Genomic DNA, 4,759 nt, shown 5'->3' on the forward strand with positions numbered 1-4,759 from the left:
GAACTCGCCCGGTTGGACCAGGAGTTGCCCGCCGCCCGGGACGGCCGCCCGATCCTGGTCACCGGCCCCGCCGGGGTCGGGAAGTCCAGCCTGGTCCGGCACTGGACGGCCCGCCGCGGTGACGCGTACTTCCCGGACGGCATCCTCCGCGCCGAACTGCGCGGCTTCGACCCGGACGGGCCGCGCGAACCCGCCGACGTCCTGGGCGAGTTCCTCACCGCCCTCGGCGTCGCCCCGGACGCGCTGCCCGCCGAACCCGCGGACCGCGCCCGCCGCTACCGCGAACTCGTCGCCGGCCGACGGATGCTGGTCGTCCTGGACGACGCGGCCTCGTACGGGCAACTCGTCCCGCTGCTGCCCGATCCGCCGGCCACCGACAGCGAGCCGGCCCCGGTCACGATCGTCACCAGCCGCAGTCGGCTGCGCCACCTGCTGGTCCACACCGGCGGCATCCCGCTGCCGCTGGGCGCGCTCGACCCGGCCGAGGCCGCCGAACTGCTCGCCCGCACCCTCGGCGCGGAACGCACCGCCGACGAACCGGAGGCGGTCGCCGAACTCGCCGAGCGCTGCGACCACCTGCCGCTCGCGCTGCGCCTGGCCGCCGCCCGGCTGGCCGCCAGGCCCGACTGGTCCCCGGCCGACCTCGCCGCCGACCTCGCCGACGAGCAGACCGGGTTGGCCGCCCTCTCCGGCACCGGGACCGGCGCCGCCCGCGGCCCGGCCGGCCTCACCACCGCGCTGGACCGCACCTACCGCGCGCTGCCGCCCGCCGCCGCCCGGCTGTTCACTCTGCTGGGCCTGCACCCCGGCGCGGAGATCGGTGCGGACACCGCCGCCGCGCTCGCCGACCTCCCGCCCGCCACCGCCCGCACCCTGCTGACCCGGCTCGACGCCGTCCACCTGCTGGAGGAGACCACGCCCGGCCGGTACGTCCGGCGCGAGCTGGTGCGCCGCCACGCCGCGGCGCAGGCCGCCGAACTCGGCTGCGACGAACGCTTCCTCGCCCTCGACCGGCTGATCGCCCACTACCTCGACGTCACCGCGGACTGGACGGCCGAGGACACGGCGGCCGACGCCGGCGCGCGGTCGGCGGACTGGTTCCGCCGCGAGGAGAGCGCCCTGCGCGCCGTCGTGCTCTGCGCGGAGCAGCAGGGACGGCTCGGCGCGGCCTGGCGACTCGCCCACCGCGCGGGCCTGTTGTACGAGAGCACCGGCCACGACCGGGCCCACTGGCGGGCCGTGGTCGAGGCCGGGCTGAGCGCCGCGCACACGGACCGCGACGAGGCGGCGATCGCCCGGCTGGCCACCGACCTCGCCGTCCTGCACGTCGCCCGCGCGGCCCACCGCACCGCCGCCGACCAGTTGGAGCGCGCCGTCGAGGCCGCCGACCGGGCCGGCGACGTGGCGCTGCGCCACCAGTGCCGCAGCCGGGTGGCCGCCGCCCTGCTGCGGGCCGGCCGGTACGAGCGGGCCGTGCCGATGCTCGGCGACCTGGTGGCCGCCGCCCGCACCCCGGCCACCGGGCACCTCCTGGTCCGCGCGCTCACCGGCCTCGCCGACGCCCTGGTCCTGGCCGGCGACCCCGGGCCTGCCCTGCGCCACGCGGACGAGGCGGTGCGCATCGCCGCCGCCCGCTCCGGGGGCGCCGAGGCCGTCCTCGCCACCCACAGCCGGGCCCGCGCGCTGCACGCCCTCGGCCGCCGGGAGGCCGCCCTCTCCTCGGCCCGGCTCGCCGTCGCCCTCGGCCGCGCCGTCGGCGACCAGGCCCTGGAGGCCCGCTCCCACGGCCTGCTCGCCGACCTGCTGGACTCCCTGGGGCGCACCGCCGAGGGCGGCGCGGAGCGTCGGCTGGCCTGAGCGGCCGCTGTGCGGCTGTCGCCGTGGGCTGCCGTGGTCGCCCGCCGCCCCTGCTCCGCGCCACCCTCGGCGGTGCGCCGTCCGGCGCGGCGGGCTGCCCGGTGTGCGCCGCCTCCGGCCGCCGGCCCTGGCCCCCGTCGGTCTGCCGTCGGCGTCGTGGCGCCCCTCGTCCGGTCCTTCGTCGCACCCGCGCCCCGCCCCGCCGACAGTGGCGGAAAACCGCTGTTCGACCAGCGGAACCACAGGCGGAACCATCGGCGGTTCCCCCGTGGCACAACCGCCTCCCGCCCGACCGGACCGCCCACTCGAACCCGTTCTGACCTGGGCGGACACCCTGGTCGGCGGTCGGCTGGGAGGAACTCCCGCGCCGGGGCATACTTCTGCCTGGAGAGATCCGCCGGAGGCGACTCCAGGCAGAAGTGCGGAACTGCGCAGGACCGAACGAGCGGGGGCGGGGCATGGCGGCCGGGGGCGGCACGGGCACGGACGCGAACGAGTTCAGCAGTCTGCTGGCCGGGCACCGGGTGGCGGCCGGTCTGACCCAGGAGGAACTCGCCGCCACGGCCGGGGTCAGCCTGCGCGCCCTCGGGGACATGGAGCGCGGCCGCACCCGGGGACCGCAGCGGCGCACCGTCCGGGCCCTGGCCGAGGCCCTCGGGCTGGACGGGTCGCGGGCGGAGGAGCTGGACCGGGCCGCGCAGGCCGGGCGCCCGCGCGGGGTGCGGCCGGTCTCCGCCGCGAGCCCCGCCCGGTCCCGTCGCGCCGTCCCGCGCGCGACCGACCCGGACACGGCCCTTCCGCGTACGGTTCTTCCGCGTACGGCCGCCGCCGACCGGGACGCGCCCCGCGTCGAGGACCTGGCCGCGGCCTTCGCCGAGACCGGTCAGAGCGCCCTCGCGCTGCCCCGTGACATCGCCGACTTCACCGCCCGCGAGGACGCCCTCGCGCTGCTCGCCGGCCTGGCCGACGACGAGCACCCCGCACACCCCCGGGTGGTGCTGATCAGCGGTCAGCCCGGCCTCGGCAAGACCTCCTTCGCGCTGCACGCCGCCCACGCCCTGGCCCCGCGCTTCCCGGACGGTCAGCTCTCCCTGGACCTCGGCGGCATGTCCCCGCAGCCGCTGCCGGCCCGGGACGCGCTCGGCCAGGTGCTGCGCGCCCTGGGTGTCGACGACGCGGCGGTGCCCGCCGGGACGGAGGAGCGGGCCGGCCTCTACCGGGCTCTGGTGCGGGAGCGGCGGCTCGTCCTGGTGCTGGACAACGCCGCCGACGAGAGCCAGGTGCGCCCGCTGCTGCCCGGCTCCGGCCCGGCCGTGACCATCGTGACCAGCCGCAACGTGCTGCCCGGTCTGGAGTCGGTGCACCGGCTGGGCCTGGACGTGCTGTCCCCGGTCGAGGCGGCCGCCCTGCTCGCCCGGATCGCCGGCCGCGAGCGGGTCGAGGCCGCGCCCGACGCGACCGCCGAACTGGCCGGGCTCTGCGGGTACCTGCCGCTCGCGCTGCGGATCGCCGGGCAGCGGCTGGTCGCCCGCCCTCAGCAGTCGGTCGCCCACCTGGTGCGCCAGCTCACCGCCGAGGAGAGCCGGTTGGACCTGCTGGAGACCGGGGACCTGGCCGTCCGCCCGGCCTTCGAACTGTCCTACCGGCGGTTGCCCGCCGACTCCCGACTCGTGCTCCGCCGCTGCGCGTTGACCGCCGGAGCCGACTTCACCGCAGAGCTGGCCGCGGCCTACGCGGGCCGTCCGGCGGCCCGAACCGAGCTGGTGCTGGAGCAGCTCGTGGACGCCGGGCTGATGCAGTCGGCCGCCCCGGACCGCTACCGCCTGCACGACCTGGTGCGCCTCTACGCGGGCGAGCGGCTGGCGGCGGACGAGACCGCCCAGGAGCTGGCGGAGGCCCGTACCCGGGCCGGCCGCTGGATCCTGGGCCGGGCCGCCGAGTACGGGCTGCGGTTCGACCCCGACCACGCCAGGGAGGGCGCCGGCACCGGAGGCTCCGCGCCCGCGCACCTCACCGAGGCGGCCGCCTGGCTGGAGTACGAGCACCCGGAGTGGCTGGCCGCCCTCCACCAGGCGCAGCGGGCGGGCAGGTACCGGGAGGTGGTGGACACCGCCGAGGCGATGCACTGGTTCTCCGACCGGCTGCTGAGCTGGGGCATCTGGGCCGAGGTGTTCCAGCTCTCGGCGGACGCCGCCCGCGCGCTCGGCGACCGGAGACTCGAAGCCGTGCACGTCAACTACCTGGCCTGGACGTACGTCACCTGTCTGCACCGCTATCAGCGCGGCGTCGAACTGGCCTCAGAGGCCCTGGAGCTGGCCGTCGCGGTGGGCGACCGCGAGCAGCAGGGCTGGGCGCTCACCTACCTCGCGTCGGGGCTGCGCTACCTCCAGCGGCACCGCGAGGCGACCGACGCCTTCCACCGGGCGGCGGACGCCTTCGCGGAGGTCGCCGGCCGCTCGGCGATGATCGGCCGGCTGGTCACCCTGCGCGGCGCGGCCAACTGCCTGCGGGAGTCCGGCCGGGCGGAGGAGGCGGTGGAGTCGCGCCGCCGGGCCCTGGCCGGTGCGCTGGACCTGGTGGAGCGCTGGTCCTCGCCGCTGATCCACCTGCTCGCGGCCATGACCGCGCACGAACTCGGCCTGGACCGGGCGGCGTTGAAGCGCTGGCCGGCCGCCGAGAAGGCCTACCGGCAGGCCCTGGCGCACTTCGAGGCGGTGGGCCGCCCGGACAGCATGACCAAGACCCTGACCGAACTGGGCACCGCGCTGATCGAGCAGGACCGCGCCGAGGAGGCGCGCGAACTGCTCACCGAGGCGCTCACCGACCTGAGCGCGGAGGGCCTCCGCTCGCCGGGCGCCCGGCACTGACCGGAGACCGGGGGAGCCCGTGCCCGCCCCCGGGG

Annotated in this window: 2 protein-coding genes; both read left to right on the forward strand. The window is 78.0% G+C overall.

Going from position 1 to position 4,759, the window contains the following annotated elements:
* Positions 1–1,857, forward strand: a 1,857-nt coding sequence (locus ACFRMQ_RS38275; RefSeq protein WP_380735495.1) for an AAA family ATPase, incomplete at its 5' end; no start/stop codon positions are given.
* Positions 1,858–2,315: 458 nt separating this feature from the next.
* Positions 2,316–4,724, forward strand: a complete 2,409-nt coding sequence (locus ACFRMQ_RS38280) for an ATP-binding protein (RefSeq protein ID WP_380735496.1) — start codon at positions 2,316–2,318, stop codon at positions 4,722–4,724.
* The last annotated feature ends 35 nt before the right edge of the window (positions 4,725–4,759 follow it).

Source organism: Kitasatospora sp. NPDC056783 (assembly GCF_042789895.1).
In the GTDB taxonomy this organism is placed as follows: Bacteria; Actinomycetota; Actinomycetes; order Streptomycetales; family Streptomycetaceae; genus Kitasatospora.

Coding starts and splice junctions, on each gene's coding strand:
- ACFRMQ_RS38280 (WP_380735496.1), top strand. CDS start 2,316: ATGGCGGCCGGGGGCGGCACGGGCACGGACGCGAACGAGTTCAGCAGT.